This window comes from Pyxidicoccus fallax (genome assembly GCF_012933655.1).
Taxonomy (GTDB): Bacteria; Myxococcota; Myxococcia; order Myxococcales; family Myxococcaceae; genus Myxococcus; species Myxococcus fallax.
Window position 1 is genome coordinate 1 of sequence record NZ_JABBJJ010000242.1, and the last position, 19,523, is coordinate 19,523.

17 protein-coding genes are annotated in these 19,523 nt (G+C 70.3%); 13 read left to right on the top strand and 4 right to left on the bottom strand.

All coding sequences use genetic code 11. The annotated features are described in order from the left end of the window. Positions 1 to 141 precede the first annotated feature (141 nt). The 10 genes from HG543_RS36880 to HG543_RS36925 all read left to right on the top strand — a co-directional run bounded on the left by HG543_RS36880 (position 142) and on the right by HG543_RS36925 (position 11,102). Positions 142 to 1,587, top strand: a complete 1,446-nt coding sequence (locus tag HG543_RS36880) for a UbiA family prenyltransferase (protein ID WP_169349613.1) — start codon at positions 142 to 144, stop codon at positions 1,585 to 1,587. 13 nt (positions 1,588 to 1,600) lie between these two features. Next, positions 1,601 to 2,992 (top strand): FAD-binding oxidoreductase, encoded by a 1,392-nt coding sequence (locus HG543_RS36885; RefSeq protein WP_169349614.1) that lies wholly within the window; start codon positions 1,601 to 1,603, stop codon positions 2,990 to 2,992. 24 nt (positions 2,993 to 3,016) lie between these two features. Further along, the gene (locus HG543_RS36890) at positions 3,017 to 3,754 is read left to right on the top strand and encodes an SDR family oxidoreductase (RefSeq protein ID WP_169349615.1); all 738 of its coding nucleotides are present in this window, start codon (positions 3,017 to 3,019) and stop codon (positions 3,752 to 3,754) included. Between the two features lie 26 nt (positions 3,755 to 3,780). Next, the gene (locus tag HG543_RS36895; RefSeq protein ID WP_169349616.1) at positions 3,781 to 4,116 is read left to right on the top strand and encodes a Uma2 family endonuclease; all 336 of its coding nucleotides are present in this window, start codon (positions 3,781 to 3,783) and stop codon (positions 4,114 to 4,116) included. 526 nt (positions 4,117 to 4,642) lie between these two features. Continuing rightward, positions 4,643 to 5,446: a ferritin-like domain-containing protein gene (locus HG543_RS36900; RefSeq protein ID WP_169349617.1), complete on the top strand. Its 804-nt coding sequence runs from the start codon at positions 4,643 to 4,645 to the stop codon at positions 5,444 to 5,446. A gap of 211 nt (positions 5,447 to 5,657) precedes the next feature. Then, entirely contained in the window at positions 5,658 to 7,535 is a 1,878-nt protein-coding gene (locus HG543_RS36905; protein ID WP_169349618.1) for a RiPP maturation radical SAM C-methyltransferase, read from the top strand. Positions 7,536 to 7,546: 11 nt separating this feature from the next. Next, positions 7,547 to 8,302 (top strand): DUF5825 family protein, encoded by a 756-nt coding sequence (locus HG543_RS36910; RefSeq protein WP_169349619.1) that lies wholly within the window; start codon positions 7,547 to 7,549, stop codon positions 8,300 to 8,302. Between the two features lie 174 nt (positions 8,303 to 8,476). After that, positions 8,477 to 9,214, top strand: a complete 738-nt coding sequence (locus HG543_RS36915) for an SDR family oxidoreductase (protein WP_169349620.1) — start codon at positions 8,477 to 8,479, stop codon at positions 9,212 to 9,214. Next, positions 9,207 to 10,493, top strand: a complete 1,287-nt coding sequence (locus HG543_RS36920; protein WP_169349621.1) for an MFS transporter — start codon at positions 9,207 to 9,209, stop codon at positions 10,491 to 10,493. The genes HG543_RS36915 and HG543_RS36920 overlap by 8 nt, the downstream gene beginning before the upstream one ends. 15 nt (positions 10,494 to 10,508) lie before the next feature. Then, a complete protein-coding gene (locus tag HG543_RS36925; protein WP_169349622.1) occupies positions 10,509 to 11,102 on the top strand; it encodes a Uma2 family endonuclease in 594 nt (197 codons plus the stop codon). Positions 11,103 to 11,108: 6 nt separating this feature from the next. Here the strand turns inward: HG543_RS36925 and HG543_RS36930 are convergent, their stop codons facing one another. Next, a complete protein-coding gene (locus tag HG543_RS36930) occupies positions 11,109 to 12,224 on the bottom strand; it encodes an aldo/keto reductase (RefSeq protein ID WP_169349623.1) in 1,116 nt (371 codons plus the stop codon). Positions 12,225 to 12,323: 99 nt separating this feature from the next. On the opposite strand from HG543_RS36930, the gene HG543_RS36935 reads away from it, so the two are divergent. Both HG543_RS36935 and HG543_RS36940 read left to right on the top strand, forming a co-directional pair. Beyond that, complete coding sequence (locus HG543_RS36935; RefSeq protein WP_169349624.1) at positions 12,324 to 13,226, top strand: LysR family transcriptional regulator; 903 nt, start codon at positions 12,324 to 12,326, stop codon at positions 13,224 to 13,226. Positions 13,227 to 13,322: 96 nt separating this feature from the next. Then, positions 13,323 to 14,684, top strand: coding sequence for a DoxX family membrane protein (locus HG543_RS36940; RefSeq protein ID WP_169349625.1), 1,362 nt, complete (start codon positions 13,323 to 13,325; stop codon positions 14,682 to 14,684). Between the two features lie 16 nt (positions 14,685 to 14,700). Here HG543_RS36940 and HG543_RS36945 read toward each other — a convergent pair whose 3' ends face one another. After that, positions 14,701 to 15,762 carry an MBL fold metallo-hydrolase gene (locus HG543_RS36945; protein WP_169349626.1) on the bottom strand — a complete coding sequence of 354 codons (1,062 nt, stop codon included), beginning with the start codon at positions 15,760 to 15,762 and terminating at the stop codon, positions 14,701 to 14,703. A 746-nt stretch (positions 15,763 to 16,508) separates the two neighbouring features. Between HG543_RS36945 and HG543_RS36950 the strand changes: the two genes are divergently transcribed. Further along, positions 16,509 to 18,185 carry an FAD-dependent oxidoreductase gene (locus HG543_RS36950; protein WP_169349627.1) on the top strand — a complete coding sequence of 559 codons (1,677 nt, stop codon included), beginning with the start codon at positions 16,509 to 16,511 and terminating at the stop codon, positions 18,183 to 18,185. Between the two features lie 2 nt (positions 18,186 to 18,187). On the opposite strand, the gene HG543_RS36955 is transcribed toward HG543_RS36950, so the two are convergent. After that, on the bottom strand, positions 18,188 to 18,754 hold the full coding sequence (locus tag HG543_RS36955; RefSeq protein ID WP_169349628.1) for a Uma2 family endonuclease: 567 nt from the start codon (positions 18,752 to 18,754) through the stop codon (positions 18,188 to 18,190). A gap of 320 nt (positions 18,755 to 19,074) precedes the next feature. Continuing rightward, positions 19,075 to 19,523, bottom strand: a 449-nt coding sequence (locus HG543_RS36960; RefSeq protein ID WP_369334970.1) for an NAD(P)/FAD-dependent oxidoreductase, incomplete at its 5' end; no start/stop codon positions are given.

Genomic DNA, 19,523 nt, shown 5'->3' on the forward strand with positions numbered 1-19,523 from the left:
ACCCGCCCCATCCGCCACCTCCCCCTCCAGACGCTCCTGCTCGCCCGGCCGGACTGAGTCCCACCCAGGAGGCGTCACACCCGCGGGCGGCCCTTCCCGTCGCATGCGTGGGTCCGCTGCGCTAGCCTGTCGCCCCTTCCGATGCTTCCCGAAAAACCGCTTCCAGCCGACCCACCGGACGTCCCACTCGCCGTCGACCTCGACGGGACACTGGTGCGCACGGACACACTGCACGAGAACCTGCTGGCCCTCTTCAAGCACGCGCCCTGGCTGATGCTGCTGGTGCCGCTGTGGGTGCTGAAGGGCAAGGCCTTCTTCAAGGCGGAGGTGGCGCGGCGGGTGGCGCTGGATGCCGCGCGCCTGCCGTACAACGAGGAGCTGCTGGCCTGGCTGCGCGAGGAGAAGGCGCGGGGCCGCCAACTGGTGCTGGCCACCGCGGCGGACCGGCGCATCGCCGACGGCGTGGCTGCCCACCTGGGCCTGTTCTCGGACGTCTACGCGAGCGACGGGACGGTGAACCTGTCCGGCGCGCGCAAGCTGGCGCGGCTGAAGGAGTCGCTGGGCACCTTCGACTACGCGGGCAATGACGCGGTGGACATGCCGCTGTGGCGCGAGTCCCGGCAGGTGGTGGTGGTGCACGCGCCGGCCGGCGTGCTGAAGCGCGCGCACGGGCTGGGCCGCCAGGTGCACCGCGTCTTCGAGAAGCCCCGCGTGGGCGCGCGCGTCTGGGTGAAGGCGCTGCGCGTGCACCAGTGGGCGAAGAACGCGCTCGTCTTCGTCCCGCTGCTGGCCGCGCACAAGGCCGCGCAGCCGGACATGCTGCTGCAGGCGGTGCTGGGCTTCACCGCCTTCAGCCTGTGCGCCTCCAGCGTGTACGTGCTGAACGACATGTTGGATTTGGACTCGGACCGGCGGCACCCGACGAAGTGCAAGCGCCCCTTCGCGGCGTGCGCGCTGCCGGTGAGCACGGGCGTGTTCCTGGCGCCCGCGCTGCTCCTGGCCGGCGCGCTGGTGTGCTTCTTCCTGCCGCCCGCCTTCGCGGCGCTGCTGGCCACGTACTACGCGCTGACGCTGGCGTACTCGCTGCGGCTGAAGCAGGTGGTGATGCTGGACGTGCTGGTGCTGGCGGGCCTGTACACGGTGCGCATCTTCGGCGGCTCGCTGGCGGTGGGCGTGCCCACGTCGAGCTGGCTGATGATGTTCAGCATGTTCCTCTTCCTGTCGCTGGCGCTGGTGAAGCGGCTGTCCGAGGTGCGCCGGCTGCGGCTCTCCAACGAGAAGGCGGCGCACGGGCGCGGCTACCTGGCGCAGGACTACGAGCAGCTGGCGAGCCTGGGCGCGGCCGCCGGGCAGGTGTCCGTGCTGGTGCTGGCGCTCTACATCACCTCCAAGGAGGTGACGGCGCTGTACACCTACCCCGAGCGCCTGTGGCTGCTGTGCCCGGTGATGCTGTACTGGGTGGGCCGGGTGTGGGTGCTGGCGCACCGCGGGCTGGTGAACGAGGACCCGCTCGTCTTCGCCCTGAGGGACCGGGTGAGCTACGCGGTGGGCCTCGTGTCGGCATTGGTGCTATGGGCCGCGAAGTGAGAGGACTCGCGCGATGAAGTCACTGGAGTCCTGGGGGCGCTACCCCCAGGTCGAGCAGCGCACGCACTCCCTGGTGTGGCGCACGGACAACCTGCCCCGAGAGGGCACCCCGCTGCTCCCGCATGGGCTGGGCCGCAGCTATGGCGATTCCTGCCTCAACGCGGGCGGCACGCTGCTGCTCACCTCGGGGCTGGACCGGTTCATCTCCTTCGACCCGTCCACGGGCGTGGTGCGCTGCGAGGCGGGCGTCACGCTGGACATGATTCTGCGGCTGGCGGCGCCGCGCGGCTGGTTCCTGCCGGTGACGCCGGGCACGAAGTTCGTGACGGTGGGCGGCGCCATCGCCAACGACGTGCACGGGAAGAACCACCACCGCGGGGGCACCTTCGGCCGGTACGTGCGGAGGTTCGAGTTGCTGCGCTCGGACGGCAGCCGCCGGGTGTGCGCGCCGGATGAGAATCCGGACTGGTACGGCGCGACGATTGGCGGCCTGGGACTCACGGGGCTGGTGACGTGGGCGGAGGTGCAGCTCAAGCCCATCAGCAACCCGTACGTGCTGCAGGAGACGGTGCCCTTCGGCAACCTGGACGAGTTCCTCGTCGTGGCCCGCGAGTCCGAGAAGGACTACGAGTTCACCATGGCCTGGGTGGACTGCCTGGCCCGGGGGAAGAAGGTGGGACGGGGCCTGCTGTACCGGGGCAACTTCGCGCCGCCACAGTTCGACGGGCTGCCGCTGGCCAAGAGCCACCTGTCGCATGGCATCGGGCTGGCGGTGCCCATGGACATGCCGGCCTTCTGCCTCAACCGGCTGTCGGTGTCCGCGTTCAACTGGCTCTACTACCACCGTCAGAACGGCAAGCCGACGCAGCGGCTGACGCACTACGACCCGTTCTTCTACCCGCTGGATGCCATCTACGCGTGGAACCGCATCTACGGGAAGCGAGGCTTCCTCCAGTTCCAGTGCGTGGTGCCGTACGACACCGCGCGCGACGCGCTGAAGGAGATCCTGGAGCGCAGCTCGCGCGGCGGGCTGCCCAGCTTCCTGTCGGTGCTGAAGACGTTCGGCGACATTCCGTCTCCGGGGTGGATGTCCTTCCCGCGCCAGGGCGTGACGCTGGCCATGGACTTCGCCAACCGCGGCGAGAAGACGTGGAGGCTGGTGGAGGAGCTGGACCGGCTGACGCGCGAGGCGGGCGGCGCGGTGTACCCGGCGAAGGACGCGCGGATGAGCCCGGAGAGCTTCGCGGCGTACTTCCCCCGGCACGCCGAGTTCGCTCGCTACCTCGACCCGGGCTTCTCGTCGTCCTTCTGGCGCCGGGTGAACCCGGTGTCCCTGCCCTTCTCGCTGGAGGCGGAGCGCGGCGTGGCCGCGGCCCAGCCCCAGTCCCTGCTTGCGATTCGCTGACGTCTCCTTGAGATTGCCCACCCCATGAAGAAAGTCATCGTCCTCGGCGCGACCAGCGCCATTGCCCAGGCGACGGTGCGGCTCCTGGCCGCGCGCGGAGCCTCGCTCTACCTCGTGGGCCGCAACGCGGCGAACCTGGAAGCAGTGGCGAAGGATGCCGCCACGCGCGGCGCGGCGAAGGTGGAGTCTCAGGCGGTGGACCTGAACGACTTCAACGCGCACGAGGGGCTGGTGGACGCGGCCTACACGGAGCTGGGCGGGCTGGACGGGGTGGTGCTGGCGCACGGCGTGCTGGGAGACCAGGCGGAGGCGCAGAAGTCCTGGGAGGCGACGGAGGCGGTGCTGCGCACCAACTTCCTGAGCGCGGTGTCGCTGCTGACGGTGCTGGCCAACCGCTTCGAGGCGCAGAAGGCGGGCACCATCGTGGTGATTTCGTCGGTGGCGGGAGACCGCGGCCGGCAGAGCAACTACGTGTACGGCGCGTCGAAGGGCGCGCTGAACGTGTTCCTCCAGGGCCTGCGAAACCGGCTGGCGAAGTCCGGCGTGGCCGTCGTCACCGTGAAGCCCGGCTTCGTGGACACGCCGATGACGGCGCACCTGCCGAAGAACAAGCTGTTCGCCTCGCCGGACAAGGTGGCTCGCGGCCTGCTGTCCGCCGCGGATGCGCGCAAGAACGAGGTCTACGTCCCCGGCATCTGGGCGCTCATCATGCTCATCATCCGGACCATTCCGGAGGCGATGTTCAAGCGGATGAAGCTGTAGGCACGTCGTGGAGTCTGTCCTGAAGGTTGGGCGCTGCTTGCCAGACGTGGCAGGTAGCCCCAGACGTCGGGCATGGCCTACGATGGACTGTCTCTCCGGATTGGCTCTGCGAAATCCTCTCGCCCTCGACGCGCGGCTATGACCGGCGCATCAAGCGCCCCTTCTACGCGCGCATCGGCGTCCAGCACCTGTGGTTCATCGACCTGGAGGAGCGGACGCTCACCGTGAACAAGCTGGTGAACGGGCTCTGGACGGAGCTGGGTGTCTACGGCGAAGAGGACGCCCTCATCCGCGTGGCTCCGTTCGAGGACGTGGAGCTGCGACTGGGCTGGCTCTGGCAGTCGGTCGGGAACAGGCGCTGAGATTCCGTCCAGGCTCCAGCCTGAACACGCGCCCCTTCCAGTACGAGCCCACGGCGCTACTCGGCGGCAACCGACTCTCGCTGGAGCACCGCTTCTTCGGCGACTCGTGCCCCGTGTCTCCACGGATGCCCGCCGCTCACGGCGCGGCTCCCGTGTGGGTGCACGAGGCGTCCCTGGGCGACATCGCCCCCATCGTGGAGCGGCGTCTCCCCGCGCCAGCGCGCTGAGCGCTCGCGGCACACTTCGAGTCGAAGCACTGAGTGCTCGCTCCGCACTATGAGTGCGGAGCACCGAGCGCCCGCGCCGAACTTCGGAAGGAGTCGCGAAACCCCGCAGGTGAACTGACGTGAGCGGACGAGGCCCGCGCCGCGCCATGTTTCACTCGGAAGAGACACGACTGGCGTCGACAATCCCACCGCGTGTCGCATGACAGGGATTGCCGAACCCGCGGGGTGCTTCATCGCCTCCGGATGGATGTCTATTCTCCTCGACATCCTCCTCGACTTCTCTCCCGGGTCCCCCCTCCGTGATCACTTTCACGTCCGCCCACCTCAAGGAAGGGCTGTTTCGCATCTACGAGCGCGCCCGGCGGGCGGACTGGCGTCCCGAGACGGACTTCGACTGGGACCGCCCGACGCCCCTCTCCCCGGACATGCAACGAATTGCATGGACCGTGGCCAGCCAGGCCTCCTACGCCGAGCAGCTCGGACTGCTCGCCTCCGCCCGGCTGCTGGGCCAGACGGAGGATGGGCCCGCGCGCCTGTGTCTCGCCACCGCCGTCAGCGACGAGGCCCGTCACAGCGAGACCTTCGCGCGCTATGCCCTGCGGCGCGGCGGGAAGGTGCTGCCGCCGGACCCGTCCATCCAGGCGCTGCGGCAGGGCCTGGAGTCCGTGGACGACTTCCTGGGCCTCTTCTTCGTCCACACCGCGCTGGAGTGGCTCGCCGCGGACGAGTTCACCCTGCTCGCGCGCCTCTTCAAGGGGGACGTGCTGGGGGACATGTACCTGCGGGTGCGCTCGGATGAGCTGCGCCACGTCGGCATGGGCATGCTCTACCTGCGGTGGCGGCTGAAGGACCGGAGCCGCACCGGCTGGGACCCCACGCCCTACGAACAGCTCGCGCTGCGGCTGTCCGGCTTCGACGACCGCTTCTTCGCACAGCTGGGCGCGCTGCTGCGCCAGCCCCCAGACGCCGTGCGCCACTGGTTCATGTCGCGCCATCAGGCCCGGGTGCGCCACCTGCTCGGCGGCAAGCCGACACAGGCGCAGCGCACCCCGGCCGGCGCCACATGTGAAGGATCGCCACCAGGCGATGACGCAGCAACCTGAAGCACCAGGAGCCAGCCATGAAGAAGAAGCAGATCCAGACCACCGGCGCGTCGGAAGCCAGCCTCGTCTACGCCACGCAGATCGAGGTCAACACGCTTCCTTCCGCCACCCCGCAGCAGAAGTAGTCCCGCGATACGGGCCTGAGCCACGAGGCCGGGGACCCGCTGACGCCCACGCGTCCGGCGGGCCCCGGCCCTCCCGAGGAGTCACGATGCGCATCGTCCTGGTATGCATGCCCTGGCAGGCCCTGGAATTCCCCTCCCTGGCCATTGGCATCCTCCACGAGCGGGCCCGGCGCTGCCGGCAACCGCATGAGGTGAAGGGCCTCTACGCCCACGTCCGTTGGGCCGAATACCTCCTGGAGCGCTCCGGCGGGCGCGTCACCTCGAAGGAGTACACCGCCATCGCCAACAACGGCATCTTCCATGGCATCGGGGATTGGATCTTCTCCCCAGCGCTCTACGGCGTGCCCGAGTGGAACGTGGAAGGCTACACGCAGTACCTGCGGGGAGTTGGCTTCGACCCGTCGCTCCCCACCGAGCTGCACCGCTGGACGCCGGACTTCATCGACACGTTGGCCGACGAGGTTCTGGCGATGGAGCCGGACCTGGTGGGCTTCACCAGCACCTTCATGCAGAACGTGCCCTCGCTCGCCCTGGCCCGGGTCCTCAAGCAGCGGCGGCCCGAGGTGCTCACGGCCATGGGCGGCGCCAACTGCGACGGGCCCCAGGGCGCCGCGCTGCACCGCAACCACCCGTTCCTCGACTTCGTCGTCCGGGGCGAGGGCGAGCAGACCTTCGTGGACCTGCTGGACGCGCTGACGGAACAGGGCCGCCTGGAAGCCATCCCCGGCCTGTGCTGGCGCGACGGCAAGGGCGTGAGCCGCGTCAATGTGGAACGTCAGGGCGCCTTCCCCATGCATGACGTGCCCGCGCCCAACTACGACGACTACTTCGAGCAACTGGGGCGCTCGTCGGTGAATGGCTTCATCCACCCGCTGCTGGTGCTGGAGGGCGCGCGCGGGTGCTGGTGGGGAGAGAAGCACCACTGCACCTTCTGCGGACTGAATGGCTCGATGATGAAGTTCCGCGCCAAGCCCCCGGAGCTGATCTGGGAGGAGATGGGCCGCGCCATCGAGCGCTACCAGACGCTCGACATCATCATGGTCGACAACATCATCGACATGAAATACTTCAAGGGCCTGCTGCCCCACGTCGCGGCGTCAGGCTGGGATTTGCGCATCCACTACGAGGTGAAGTCCAACCTCACGCGGGAGCAGATTCAGACGCTGAAGGCCGCGGGCGTCGTCCACGTCCAGCCCGGCATCGAGAACCTGAGCAGCCGCGTGCTCAAGCTGATGCGCAAGGGCGTCAGCGGCAGCCAGAACGTGCAGGTGCTGCGGGACTGCGAGGAGCACGGGCTCACGGTGGCCTGGAATCTCCTGTATGGCTTTCCCGGCGAGGAGCCACGGGACTACGCCGGCATCATCGAGCAGATGCCCGCCATGGTGCACCTGCAGCCGCCCACCGGGGCGCTGCGCATCGCGCTCGAGCGCTTCAGCCCCAACTTCTCGGACCCGTCGCTCGGCTTCGGAGACCACCGGCCGGCGGCCTTCTACCCCTTCGTATACGACCTGCCCGAGCACGAGCTGATGGACCTGGCCTACCTGTTCGACACGGTGTCGCTCGGCCTCACCGGCGAGGCGGCGGCCCAGCTGGAGCGCGCGGCGGCGCGCTGGAAGGAGGCCCACGCGAACAGCGAGCTGAGCTACCGCGAGAGCCGTGGGCGCATCCACCTCCGGGACAGGCGCGAGGGTTGGCCCGAGCAGGACTCCGTCCTCGCGTCCCCCTTCGACGTGACGCTCTTCCACGCGCTCCAGCGCCCCATGTCCCCCGCCGGGCTGACCGAGCGCCTCCAGCAGGCCGGCCTGTCGGTGACGGCGGAGGACGTCTCCGCGCGGCTCTCCGACTGGAAGGCGCGAGGGTGGGTGTTCGAGGAAGGTGAGCGCTTCGTCGCCCTGCCCACGCGCGCCAACCCGCAGAACGTCCGCGTTTCGATTTCGCAGCTCCAAGAGGCCCAGTCCCGATGAGCCCGCTTCCCATGTCTGTGTCCACCCTGTCGGGCCCGTCCACGCTGACCCTGCGACAGCTCGCCTCGGGAGAGGCGACGCTGGAGGAGGCAGGGCACCTGTCGGTCTCCGTGGCGCCCGGCCAGTGGGAGGAGCTGGTGGGCGCGCTGGAGTCCCATGGCCTCGGGCAGGCCGTGTCCGTGGAGGTGCACGGCGAGGCGCCCGGCGACTGGCCGACGGACGCGCAGCTGGCGCGGCTGGTGGCACTGGGTTGCGTGGAGCTGCGGGTGCCCTGGGTGATGGAGCTGGGCGAGCAGCGCGCGGAGCAGTCCGCGCACTTCGTCCGCCTCCTGCGCGACTGCACCTCCCACCGCCTGCGCGTGCGCTGGCGTGGCGCGGCGCGGCCGCCCATCGCTTCCTGGACGCTGTACCACCTGGAGCCTCCCGAGAGCGGAGGAACGCCAGAGCTGGACGAGGCGGCACGCCGGTGGCGGCAGGCGCACGCATACGGCCGATGCTACTGGCGCGCGGGGCCGGGCTTCATGCTCGTCAAGGACCGGCGCGAGGGACGCAGCGCCACGCAGTTCCTGCTGGATGACGCGGCGACGCGGAGCGTGTTCGAGGCCCTGTCCGTTCCGAAGCGGGTGGAGTCGCTCGACACGGAGCCCGAGGCGCGCAAGGCACTGGCGGATCTCCAGGAGGAAGCGCTCGTGCTGGAGCTCGGGCCGTGGCGCGTGGCGCTGCCCTTCCGCATGCGCTGCTGGCCCGTTCCCTTCATCGCCGTCTGAACGGCCTTGCTCGATGCGCTCGACACCGCACCCGGGCTCTCCCCGCTCGGGTGGCAATCCGCGGGGTGTTGAGCGGACTGCCTCGATTCGTGCACCACCCGACCGGGGCTTCCCAGCTCGGGTGGCAGTCGTCGTGGTGTGGAGCCGACTCCCAGGAGGCAAGAGAGGACCCCCATGAAACGGGTTGCCATCATCACCGGCGCGAGCAGCGGCATTGGCAGGGCAGTGGCCCGGTGGCTGGCGGCGCGGGGCCACAGCCTCCTGCTGGTGGCGCGCAGGACGGAGCGGTTGGAAGCGCTCGCCAGCGAGCTGCGCGCGTCGGGCGTCACCGTCGAGGTGCGGCCCTGCGATGTAACGGACGCGGTGGCCGTGAGGGCGCTGGCGGCGGACGTGGCCACGTGGGCCCACGCCGAGGTGCTGGTGAACGCGGCCGGGCACGGCAGGGGCTGGGGCCCTCCAGAGCCCTCGCGGGTGGAGCAGTGGCCGGGCGTGGTGGAGGTGAACCTGGTGGGCGCGATGAACATGGTGGGCGCCTTCCTGCCGGGGATGCGCGAGCGCGACGCGGGCCACATCGTCAACGTCGGCTCCATCTTCGCGCTGGGCACCGTGGCGGACGGCGCGGCCTACGCGGCGAGCAAGCACGGCCTGCGCGCCTTCACGTTGGCGCTGCGGCAGGCGCTGGCGGGCAGCCGGGTGCGGCTGTCCCTGGTGCACCCCGGCTCGGTGAACACGGAGTTCGGCTCGGTGGCGGGGGGTCGTGAGCCTCGCGACGTGCCGGTGGAGAAGTGGCCCTACCGGCCGCTGCTCGCGGAAGAGGTGGCCGAGACCATCGGCTGGATTCTGGAGCGGCCTCCGCCGGTGGAAATCACCGAGCTGGTCATCCGCCCCACGGCGGAGCGGCAATTTGGGTAGCGCCTTCCCGCGCTTCTGGGCGGGACAGACGCTGTCCGCGCTGGGCTCCCAGGTGACGGTGTTCGCCCTGCCGCTGCTGGCCACCAGTACGGCGGGCGCGGGGGCCATGGACCTGGGCCTGCTGGGCGCGGCGCAGATGGCGCCACCGCTGCTGTTCGGACTGCCCGCGGGCTCGTGGGTGGACCGGCTGCCCCGGCGCGCCACGCTCATCTGCGCGGACCTGGGCCGCGCGCTGCTGCTGGTGCCGCTCATGGTGCTCGGGTGGCAGGGAGCGCTGCGCCTGTGGCACCTGTATGCCGTGGCATTCCTCTCGGGCTGCCTGACCGTCGCGGCCACCACCGCGTGTCAGGCCTTCCTCCCGGCCCTGGTGGAGCCACAGCGGCTGGTGGAGGCCAACGCCCGGCTCGGCGCGAGCCAGTCCCTGGCGCGGCTCCTGGGCCCGGCGATGGCGGGGGTGCTGGTCGCCTGGATGACGGCGCCGCTCGCGCTCGGCGTGGACGTGCTCTCCTTCCTCGTCTCCGCTGCGCTGCTGGCGTGGCTGCGGGTGGGCGAGTCCGGCCCACGCGTGACACGGCCCTCGCGCGGGCTGTGGCGGGATACGGCGGAGGGCCTCGGCTTCCTCTGGCGCCAGCCGCTGCTGGGACCGCTGGCGACGTGCGCGGGGCTCTTCAACCTGTTCGGCGGGATGATTCTCGGGGTGTACTTCCTCTACGTGACGCGGGAGCTCGGCATGGAGCCGCGACAGGTGGGAAGCCTGGGAGCGGTGTTCGGCTTGGGAGCGCTCGTGGGGGCGCTGCTGGCGGGACGCCTCACCGCGCGCCTGGGCGTGGGCCCCGCGCTGGTGGGCGCCCTGGCGCTGGGGGCAGTGGCGGACCTGCTGATTCCCGCCGCGGGGCTCCACGAGGCCGCGGCCCTCCCGCTGCTGGTGGCGGCGCAGCTCCTCATCGGGCTGACGAATCCGCTGTTCCAGTCCAACGTCCTGGCGCTGTACCAGGCGCTGACGCCGGAGCACCTGCGCGGGCGCGTGGGAGCCGCGCTGCGGTTCCTCGTGAATGCCCTGCTGCCGGTGGGCTCGCTGCTGGGGGGCGTGCTGGGAGAGGCGCTGGGGCTGCGGCAGTCCATCCTCCTGGCGGCGCTCGGTACCGGGCTGTGCGCGCTCGGGCTGCTGCCCACCCCACTGCGCGGGCTGCGAAGCCTTCCCGCTCCGGTGGAGGTCACCCCGTCCACTCCGCCTGCTGACCTGTCAGGTGGGACGCCGCTTGCCAGACGCGGCGGATAGCCCCACACTTCAGGCATGGCCTACGGCGCGCGAAAGCAGGAGGGTCCCGCCACCTTCGCCGACCTCGATGCTCTGCCGGAGAACGTGGTGGGCGAGATCATCGATGGGACGCTGTACGTGCATCCCTGGCCGGGGGCCGCGCATTCCGACCTCCTGGCCGAACTGGGCACGGAACTCATAGGTCCCTTCCACAAGGGCCGAGGAGGCCCGGGCGGGTGGCTCATCCACATCGGGCCTGGCATCCGACTGGCGAATGCTCCGGAGTTCGTCCCGGACCTCGCGGGCTGGCGGAGGGAGCGCGTTCCCCACGGACTTCCCGATGGCTCGTGGACGCTGGTCCCCGACTGGGCCTGCGAGGTCCTCTCCCCCTCGACCCGCGCCTACGACCAGCGCATCAAACGGCCGTTCTACGCGCGCATCGGCATCCGCCACCTGTGGTTCATCGACCCGGAGGCGAGAACACTCTCGGTCAGCGAGCTGCGAGAGGGCCACTGGCTGGAGTTGGGCGTGTACGGCGAGGACGACATCATCCGCGCCGCACCGTTCGATGCCATCGAGCTCAGGCTCGGTGAGCTGTGGCCCGCCATCGCCACGCCCCCAAAGGAATGACGCCCCTCACCGCGCTGACGACCGGAACCACTCCGGCTCGGCCCGCACCTTCGTGCCTCCGGTGAACATGCCCTCCGTGAAGAACGCATCCTCGAAGAAGATGTACGGGTGCACGCGGTCCGGGCGGCTGACGGCGTCGAGCCGCTGTGTCTGGGCCTCTGTAATCCGCACGTCCAACGCGTGGAGGTTCGCCTCGAGCTGCTCCATCCGCGTCGCGCCGATGATGGTCGACGCCACGCCCGGCCGCCGCGTCACCCACGCCAGCGCCACCTGCGCCGGCGAGCGGTCCAGCTCCGTCGCCACCTCCCGCAGCGTGTCCACGATGGTCCAGTTGCGCTCCGTGAGCAGCTTGTCGAATCCCGGGTTCCCCAGGCTCGGGATGAGGGACACCCGCCCCTCCCCCTTCACCTGGGCGCCGTCCCGCGTGTACTTGCCCGACAGCAGCCCCGACGCCAGCGGGCTCCACGGCGTCACCGCCGACCCGAGCGCCAGCGCCGCGGGGATGTGCTCCCGCTCGATGTTGCGCTCCACCAGCGAGTACTCCAGCTGCAGCGCCGCCACGCGCTCCAGTCCGTCCCGCTCCGCCAGCGTCTGCGCACGCGCATAGTACCAGGCCGGCACGTCCGACAGGCCGATGTAGCGGACCTTCCCCTCCCGCACGAGCCCGGTGAGCGTGTGCATCACCTCCTCCACCGGCGTGATTCCGTCCCACGCGTGCAGCCAGTAGAGGTCCACGTAGTCCGTCTTCAGCCGGCGCAGCGAGCCCTCCAGCGCGCGGTGGATGTTCTTGCGCCCGTTGCCTCCCGCGTTCGGGTCCCCCGGTGACGTATTCACCGTGAACTTCGTCGCGATGACCGCCCGATCCCGCCCGCCGTGCTGGGCGAAGTACTCGCCGATGAGCTGCTCGCTGGTGCCGCCCGTGTACCCGTCCGCCGTGTCGATGAAGTTGCCGCCCGCCTCCAGGTAGCGGGCCAGCAGGCGGTGCGCCGTCTCCCTCGGGCTGCCCCAGCCCCACTCCGTGCCGAACGTCATGGTGCCCAGGCACAGCGGGCTCACCCGCAGGCCCGTGCGCCCCAGCAGGTGATACCGAGCCAGCGTGTCGATGCGGTTCGTCGTCGTCATGCGTGCCTCCGGTGCTCCGTTGGATGCGCATACCGTGCAGCGCGGAGGCCGCGCGGAGTAGAGGCGGAAAACGCACTCGCTGTTTAGAGTCACTGGACAATGGCTCTGACCCCTCTGAACGAGCTGGCCGTGTTCGTCACCGTCGCGAGGCGCGGGAACTTCACCCGCGCCGCCCGCGAGCTCGGCGTCTCCAGGTCCGCGGTGAGCCAGTCGGTGCGCAACCTGGAGGAGCGGCTGGGCCAGTCACTGCTGTCACGCACCACCCGCAGCGTGTCCCTCACCGACGCCGGCCGCAGGCTGCTGGAGGGCGCCGGCCCCGGCCTCGAGGCGGCGCTCGCCACGCTGGAGCACCTGTCCGCCAAGGAGACGCAGCTCACCGGCACGCTGCGCCTCACCGTGCCCCTGCTCGCGGTGCCCCTGGTGCTGGAGCCGGTGCTGCCCGCCTTCATCGAGGCCCATCCGCACGTGCGCGTGGAGGTGCGGGCGGAGAACCGCTACGTGAACATCGTCTCGGAGGGGCTCGATGCCGGCATCCGGCTGAGGGAGAGCGTGGAGCGGGACATGGTCTCCGTCCGCCTCCTCCCGCCCTTCCGCTACCTCGTCTTGGCCGCCCCCGCCTATGCCCGGCGCCACGGCCTCCCGGCCCGACCCCAGGACCTGGCGCGGCATGCCTGCATCGGCTGGCGCACGCCGTCCACGGGGCTGCCGTACCACTGGGAGCTGGAGCGCGGCCGGCGCGAGCTGCGCATCCCCGTCAAGGGCTCGCTCGTCACCGACAGCGCGGACCTCGTCGCCCGCATGGCGCTGGCCGGAGTGGGACTCGCCTACCTGTCCGAGCTGGAGGTCGCCCCGTGGCTGCGCAGCGGCGAGCTCATCCCCGTCCTGGAGGATTGGGCCCCTTCCGTGCCGGGCCTCTTCCTCTACTACCCCCACCGCACCCGCGTCTCCGCGCCCCTGCGCGCCTTCATCGAGGTGGCCCGGCGCGTCCTGCCCGTCCGCTGAACCCGACGCCATTCCTTTTCACTGGCGGAATACTTGCCGCCCGGCGGCGTTCGGCATGGCGCCCTACCGCCCAGGGTAGACTCGCCTCGGCCCGCCATGACCACCGCCGCCTCCCTTCCTCCCGCATCGGAGCCGAGCGCTCCCGCCCCGTCCCCGCCGCAGCCGGTGCCGTCCCCGCCCGAGCCGGCGCCCTGGGGACTCGCGTGGCGCATCGCCTTCCGCTTCGTCTTCGCGTACGTCGTCCTCTACGCGTTCCCATACCCCCTGGACGCCGTGGGAGGCCTGGAGTTCATCTCCAATGCCTTCCAGGCCTTCTGGGAGACGGTGGTGCCGTGGGTGGGCAAGCACGTGCTGGGGATGGAGAAGGACGTCACCGCCATGACCACCGGCAGCGGCGACACCACTTTCAACTACGTGCTGTTCCTCGTGCACCTGGTCCTCGCCGCCGGGGTGACCGCCGTCTGGTCGGTGGTGGACCGGCGCCGCACCCGGTACGTCAAGGCGTACGACCTGCTGCGCGTCTACGTCCGCTACATGCTGGCCCTGACCATGGTGTCCTACGGCTTCGCCAAGGTCTTCAAGACCCAGTTCCCCTTCCCCAGCCCGGAGCGGCTGGTGCAGCCGCTGGGCGAGTTCTCCCCCATGGGCCTGCTGTGGACCTTCATGGGGTACTCGCCCGGCTACAACCTCTTCACCGGCGGCGCGGAGGTGCTGGGCGGCGTGCTCCTGCTCTTCCGCCGCACCACCTCGCTGGGAGCGCTGGTCGTCATCGCGGTGATGGTGAACGTGGTGGCGCTCAACTTCTTCTACGACGTCCCCGTCAAGCTCTACTCCTCGCACCTGGTGCTGCTGGCGGTGTTCCTGCTGCTGCCGGATGTGCGGCGGCTCCTGGACGTGCTCCTCTTCAACCGCCCCACCCTGCCCGTGGAGCAGCGCACGCCCTTCCGGCTCTCCCGGCGCGAGGCGTGGGGCGTGCTCGCCCTGAAGACCCTGTTCCTCGGGGTGGTGCTCTGGAACTACGTGGAGGCGCGGGTGGAGCACGTCGCGAGGAATGGCGACTCCGCTCCGAAGCCGCCGCTCCATGGCCTCTACGAGGTCGAGTCCTTCACCCGCGACGGGCAGGTGCTGCCTCCACTGGTGGGCGACACCACGCGGTGGCGCTACGTGGGCGTCAACCGCTACAGCCGCGCCAGCGTCCGCCTGATGGACGGCACCGTGAAGCGCTTCTTCCTGACGCAAGACGCCGCGAAGGGGACGGTCACCTTCACCGAGGGAACCGGCGAGCAGGCGAAGAAGAGCGAGCTCACCTCCTCGAAGCCGGACGCGGAGCACTGGGTGCTCCAGGGCCCCTTCCAGGAGGGCACCGTCGAAATCCGGCTGAAGAAGGTGGACGAGTCCAGCCACCTGCTCATCAGCCGCGGCTTCAACTGGATTCAGGAGGCGCCCTTCAACCGGTGAGCCCGTCCCACCGCGCTCAGTCCACCGCGGTGGTCAGCGGAGGGACGTCGCGACCCTCGCCGAAAGCCAGGGCCCAGAAGCGCGGGCGCTCCTCCTCGCGCGCCAGCAGCCGCAGGAGCAGGTACTTCGCCTCGTCCTGGCCATCCAGGGCGAGCGCGAAGGTGCCGTAGTGCATGGCCACCGACGTGGACGAGCGCAGCACCTTGTGCGCCTGGAGCGCCTCGCGGGGCCCCATGTGCACCGGCCGGAAGGCGGTGGGGCGGTAGGCGCCAATGGGCAGCACCGACAGCCGCATGGGCCCGAAGCGCTCGGCCATCATCGCGAACTGAGGGCCGAAGCCCGTGTCCCCCGCGAAGAGCACCGGCCCGCCCGAGGTGGACAGCACGTAGCCCGCCCACAGCGTGGCGGACACGTCCGTGAGCCCCCGGTTGGAGCGGTGCTGCGCGGGCACGGCCGTCACCGTCTGGCCCGGCGCCACCTCGGTGGACTGCCACCAGTCCAGTTCCTCCACGCGCGCGAAGCCCTCGCCGTCCAGCAGCGCCTTGTTGCCCAGCCCCACGATGAAGCGAGGCTTGTGCGCCGCCTCCAGCCGGCGCAGCGTGGGCAGGTCCATGTGGTCGTAGTGGTTGTGGCTCACCACCACCACGTCGATGGGCGGCAGGTCCTCGAAGCGGATGCCCGGCGGGCGCACGCGGTGGGGGCCCACGAAGGAGATGGGGCTCGGCCGGTCCGAGTAGATGGGGTCCGTCAGCACGTTCAGCCCGTCCGCCTGGAGCAGCACCGTGGCGTGATTGATGAACGTCACCCGGAGCTGGCCCCGTCCCACCCGCTCCGGTGGCGGCTTGCCCGGAGAGAATTCCTCGTAGTCGCGCCACGCGCCCCGGGGCTCCGTGCGCAGCGCGTCCAGCACGTCGCCGGGGTCGAGCCGGCGGACCGGCTCCAGGTTGTGGAACTGCTCGCCGTCGAAGTGGTCCGTCACCGGGCCCTGGTGGCGCGGGCCCGAGAAGAGGCAGCCGCCCAGCCACGGCGCGCACAGCAGGAGAAACAGGTGAAGGCGCTTCATCATCACGTGCCGCATGGGTACGACGCTCCAGGAAAGTCGACGTGGGGCCCGGCCCGACCGCGAGCGCCCGCGGCGCATCGTAGACGCTCCAATGGCCGGCGGGAGCCCCGCGACGGAGCCGCCCTCGCGAAGTGTCCCCCGTCCGGGGGCGCCGGACGCCGGGCGGAATGGAACGTCCATTCCGTGGCGACCGCAGCGGGGCGGCCCCCCTTGCGAGGCCCCGCCGGCAGAGCGGGAGGAATGGAACGTCCATTCCACGGCGACCGCAGCGGGGCGGCCCCCCTTGCGAGGCCCCGCCGGCAGAGCGGGCGGAATGGAACGTCCATTCCACGGCGACCGCAGCGGGGCGGCCCCCCTTGCGAGGCCCCGCCGGCAGAGCGGGCGGAATGGAACGTCCATTCCACGGCGACCGCAGCGGGCGGCTCCCCTTGCGAGGCCCCTCCGGCAGAGCGGGCGGAATGGAACGTCCATTCCACGGCGACCGTGGAGGAGCGCCCCCCTTGCGAGGCCCCTCCGGCAGAGCGGGCGGAATGGAACGTCCATTCCGCGGCAACCGTGGCGGGGCGGCCCCCGCTTGCGAGGCCCCTCCGGCATCGCTGACGGCAGGACGTACCAGGCCGGCGAACCTTGACGGAGTGTTCCCTTCCCCAACGGACTTCCGGCTCCATTGCCCGGATGCTCCGCGGGCCGGGCATCAACGTCCTCGCACGTCACCCCAGGGTTCATTGCCGCACCCGGGAGGCTTTCCTTACGTTCGACCCATGGAGACCCTCCCCGTCACGAGCACGCCGGGGCTCGACCCCTCGGACCCCTATGAGCGGCTGGCGCAGACCTTTCCCCAGGTCACGCCGGAGATGGCGGAGCGCATCGCGACCTACGGCACCGAGGAGCGGCTGCCTGGAGGCACGCTCCTCTTCAGACGCGGCGAGCGGAGCGTCGATTTCTTCTTCGTGCTCGAAGGGGCCATCGAGATTCTCGACTACGACGACGAGGGCGAGCCCCACGTCATCACCGTCCACGACGAGCGGCAGTTCACCGGCGAGCTGGACCTCTTCAACGACCGGCAGATCCTGGTGAGTGGCCGCACCCGTGGAGACAGCCGGGTGGTGCGGGTGAAGCGGGCCGACTTCCGGCGCATGGTGAGCACCGAGACGGACATCGGTGAAATCATCATGCGCGCGTTCATCCTGCGGCGCGTGGGACTCATCCGGCACTCGCAGGGCGGCGTGGTGCTGATTGGCGCGGGCCATGGCGCGGACACGCTCCGGCTGCAGCGGTTCCTCGTCCGCAATGGCTACCCACACCGCGTCTTCGACATCGACGCCGACCCGGATGCCGGCGGGTTTCTCGACTGCTTCAAGCTGACTCCCGACCAGCTCCCGGTCGTGATTGCGCCGTGCGAGCACGTGCTGCGGAACCCGTCCAACGCCACCCTGGCGGACGAGCTGGGGCTGAGCGAAGCCGTCGACGCCGCGCATGCCTATGACGTCGCGGTGGTGGGCGCCGGTCCGGCGGGACTGGCGGCGGCGGTGTACGCCGCGTCGGAGGGACTGGAGACGCTGGTGCTGGAGGCCCTGGCGCCGGGCGGGCAGGCGGGCACCAGCTCGAAAATCGAGAACTACCTCGGCTTTCCCACGGGCATCTCGGGCATGGCGCTCGCGGGCCGGGCGCAGGTGCAGGCGCAGAAGTTCGGGGCGCGGCTCGCCATCTCACGCGCCGTCACCGGCATCGACTGCGACAGCACGCCGTACCGCCTGAGCCTGGAGGACGGCCGCACCGTGTCCGCGCGCTCGGTGGTCATCGCCACCGGGGCGCGGTACCGGAAGCTCGACGTGCACGACCTGGCGCGCTTCGAGGGCCAGGGCATCCACTACGCGGCGACGGCCATGGAGTCCAACCTGTGCCACGGGGAGGAAGTGGTGGTCGTGGGCGGAGGCAACTCCGCGGGCCAGGCCGCCGTGTTCCTGTCGCACACCGTCTCGCATGTCTACCTGCTCGTGCGCTCCGGAGGGCTCGCCGCGACGATGTCCGACTACCTCGTGCAGCGCATCCTGTCGTCTCCCCGGATTACCTTGCACACGCACACGGAAATCACCGCGCTCGGTGGAGACACGCTGCTGCGCGAGGTGACGTGGGTGCACAAGCCGACGGGGGAGGTCACCACGCGGCGCATCGGCAACGTCTTCGTGATGATTGGCGCCGAGCCGAACACGGAGTGGCTGAACGGCTGCCTCGAGCTGGACAGCAAGGGCTTCATCAAGACGGGGGTGGCCCCGGATGGGCACGCGCTCGCGTCGCCGTATGCGACGTCGCGGCCTGGCATCTACGCGGTGGGGGACGTGCGCTCGGGCTCGGTGAAGCGCGTGGCGTCCAGCGTGGGCGAGGGCTCCGTCGTCGTGCAGGCGATTCACGGGTTCCTGCATCCCACGGTGATGTGAGGTCAGCGGGCCCAGAGCCCGGACAGGTCGATGGGAAGTGCCTCGAAGGGCTCGACCTGGACCTTGTCGTTCGCCGAGTGCGTGCCCAGCAGCAGCCACCGGCCATTCTCCAGCCGGTAGACCTCCAGGGTCTGGATGCGCGGGTCCACGAGCCACAGGTTCTTCACGCCTTCCCGGGCGTAGACGGCCATCTTCCGGGCTCGGTCGAGCTTTTCCGTGGATGGAGAGAGCACCTCGCAGACCCAGTCGGGAGCGCGCTCCACACCGACGACGTCGGGAAGCTCCGGCATGCGCTCGCGCCGCCAGCCCGCGATGTCGGGCACCAGCACGTCGCGCAACAGGTGCAGTTCGGGCTCGAACAGGATGACCCAGCCACCGGGTCCCTCCTGCCCGGGCTCCTCGTCGAATGGCATCAAACGCTTGAAGAGCCGTCCGGATGCCCGTCCATGGACGATGCGTGGCCGCGGGCTCACGTACAGCTCGCCATCGATGATTTCACCGACGACGTTCTCCGGGAGGCGCTCCAGCTCCGCGTACACGTCTTCCGGTGGCCCTGGCTTGTCACCCATGTCCCCAGAATGCGGCTCCACGTGCACCCTCGCAAGCCGCGCTTCCCCCTGCACCTGGACGTCTTCGTTCATGTGTCGAGCATGCACCAGACCTCTGACATCCTCAGGCTCCTTTGAAATCCACCGGGTTGTCCACGAAAAGGTTTCCATCCAGGTCACCGACCTGTGGGAGCGTGACGGGAAGCTCTTCCAGCAGCGGATGGAGAACCTTCACTCCGAAGACGTCGTCAGGCGGATGGCCACCGGTCTGGAGGCGCTCAGCGTCATCAACGCAGGGGGTCTGGAGCCCCAATGACATTCCGTCCGCGCATCGCGCCGGCTCAGGCCACCACGGCGTGGAGGATGCGCTCGAAGAGCCAGGGCGACTTCCCCAGCAGGCGCACCACGGGACGGCGCAGCCTCGGACGGCGGGCCAGCATGAGCAGGGCTCGCGTCGTCCAGGCGTACTTGCGGAACACGCGCTGGAAGCACTCCTCGTAGGGACGCAGGGCGTCGCTCGTGGCGCCCTTCGCCAGCGCGTCCGGTAGCAGCGTGCCCAGCGACTCCGCGCACGCGAAGGCCAGGGAAAGCCCCTCTCCCGTCAGCGCGTCCACGTAGCCCGCCGCGTCTCCCACCAGCGCGAAGCGGTCCGCCACGCGTGCCCGTGCCACGCGCGCAAGGGGGCCCGCGCCTCGCACGTGTGAGTCCGGCTCCAAGCCCGTGAGCCGCTCCGAGAGCCGGGGGAAGCGCGCCAGCAGCGTCTCGAAGCCCACCCGCCCCTCCACCACGC

Excerpts from the sequence above, each read along its gene's own strand:
- HG543_RS36880 (WP_169349613.1), top strand. The coding sequence starts at position 142 with ATGCTTCCCGAAAAACCGCTTCCAGCCGACCCACCGGACGTCCCACTC.
- HG543_RS36885 (WP_169349614.1), top strand. The coding sequence starts at position 1,601 with ATGAAGTCACTGGAGTCCTGGGGGCGCTACCCCCAGGTCGAGCAGCGC.
- HG543_RS36890 (WP_169349615.1), top strand. The coding sequence starts at position 3,017 with ATGAAGAAAGTCATCGTCCTCGGCGCGACCAGCGCCATTGCCCAGGCG.
- HG543_RS36905 (WP_169349618.1), top strand. The coding sequence starts at position 5,658 with ATGCGCATCGTCCTGGTATGCATGCCCTGGCAGGCCCTGGAATTCCCC.
- HG543_RS36910 (WP_169349619.1), top strand. The coding sequence starts at position 7,547 with ATGTCTGTGTCCACCCTGTCGGGCCCGTCCACGCTGACCCTGCGACAG.
- HG543_RS36915 (WP_169349620.1), top strand. The coding sequence starts at position 8,477 with ATGAAACGGGTTGCCATCATCACCGGCGCGAGCAGCGGCATTGGCAGG.
- HG543_RS36925 (WP_169349622.1), top strand. The coding sequence starts at position 10,509 with ATGGCCTACGGCGCGCGAAAGCAGGAGGGTCCCGCCACCTTCGCCGAC.
- HG543_RS36930 (WP_169349623.1), bottom strand. The coding sequence starts at position 12,224 with ATGACGACGACGAACCGCATCGACACGCTGGCTCGGTATCACCTGCTG.
- HG543_RS36935 (WP_169349624.1), top strand. The coding sequence starts at position 12,324 with ATGGCTCTGACCCCTCTGAACGAGCTGGCCGTGTTCGTCACCGTCGCG.
- HG543_RS36940 (WP_169349625.1), top strand. The coding sequence starts at position 13,323 with ATGACCACCGCCGCCTCCCTTCCTCCCGCATCGGAGCCGAGCGCTCCC.
- HG543_RS36945 (WP_169349626.1), bottom strand. The coding sequence starts at position 15,762 with ATGCGGCACGTGATGATGAAGCGCCTTCACCTGTTTCTCCTGCTGTGC.
- HG543_RS36950 (WP_169349627.1), top strand. The coding sequence starts at position 16,509 with ATGGAGACCCTCCCCGTCACGAGCACGCCGGGGCTCGACCCCTCGGAC.
- HG543_RS36955 (WP_169349628.1), bottom strand. The coding sequence starts at position 18,754 with ATGGGTGACAAGCCAGGGCCACCGGAAGACGTGTACGCGGAGCTGGAG.